General features: G+C 41.3%; 1 protein-coding gene. It reads left to right on the top strand.

Features of this window, described 5'->3' with window-relative positions:
• Positions 1–1,145, top strand: a 1,145-nt coding sequence (locus OU792_RS18555) for an ABC transporter permease (RefSeq protein ID WP_446698921.1), incomplete at both ends; no start/stop codon positions are given.

The following is a 1,145-nucleotide window of genomic DNA, read 5'->3' as shown; positions in this document are numbered from 1 at the left end:
TATCTATTTCCGATCTATTCTCCTGGGTGGGTTGATCTTTTTGGTATTGGACTTTTGGATCGGGCTTACTAATTACAGTGTCACAAACTTCCCTGTCACCACATTTCTGATGGAGTTTAAGACATTTGATTGGAACCTGTTTGTATTTATCATCATTGTGTTTTTCACAGGTGAAACCTTGCATCGGGATCAATCTTCCGGATACTCAGTAATTAATGATGCCTTTCCGGTAAAGGACTGGACCGTCATCGCTTCTAAGTTCACAGGGATAGCCATGATCTGTTTGATGCTGACAACAATTCCTATTTTCGTAGGTATCATTATTCAGACCTTAAAAGGGTACTTCCAGTACGAGGTGGGCATCTATCTGGTAGATAGCTATCTGATTTCTTTGCCGGATTACCTGCAGATGGTCATGTTGGTTTTTGCGGTGCATTTGGTGGTGAATAATAAGTTTGCCGGACATGCAGCAGCCATTGGAATCTGGTTGGTCATGATCATTTTGAGGGATTTTGCAGGTTACAATTTCAATGCCTTTTTCTATTCCTATAAGCCCGGCTATACCTGGAGTGACATGAATGGTTTGGGGCATTTCTGGGAACCCTTGCTGTGGTTTAATATCTACTGGACTGCTATTGGGCTTTTTTTGATTCTTTTCTTTGCCACCTTCTACAAGCGAGGAACTGAGAATAATTGGAAAAGCCGATGGAATTCTGCCAAAAGTAAAATGTCCAATAAAACGTCTTTGGCCTCCTATATTTTTCTTGTCATAGGTCTGATTTGCTTTGGATTTATCTACAGGTCTACGGTTTATACCAACACCTACAGAACTTCTGACGAGAATGAATTAAGAGCTGTTGCCTACGAGACCCAGCTCAAAAAATACGAGTTTATGCCCACACCAAAAGTTATAAGTGTCAATTTGAAGGCAGATATGTATCCTAGAGAGCGTGATGCCTACTTTGAAGCGGCAATTCAGCTTGTGAACAAAACTGATACCCCGATAGATTCTATTTTCTTTGACGGTTCAGGGCTGACACATTATGAAGTGCTCCATAATGGGCAGGAATTACCTTACAGAAGCCTGATTGAATTCGCACCTAATCAGTTCAGGATTTTTGGGGAAAAGGAGTCCAAGCCTTCCT

This window comes from Algoriphagus sp. NF (assembly GCF_028823735.1).
Taxonomy (GTDB): domain Bacteria; phylum Bacteroidota; class Bacteroidia; order Cytophagales; family Cyclobacteriaceae; genus Algoriphagus; species Algoriphagus marincola.
The sequence above is the reverse complement of the archived record's forward strand: the minus strand, read 5'-3'. Positions and strand labels throughout refer to the sequence as shown.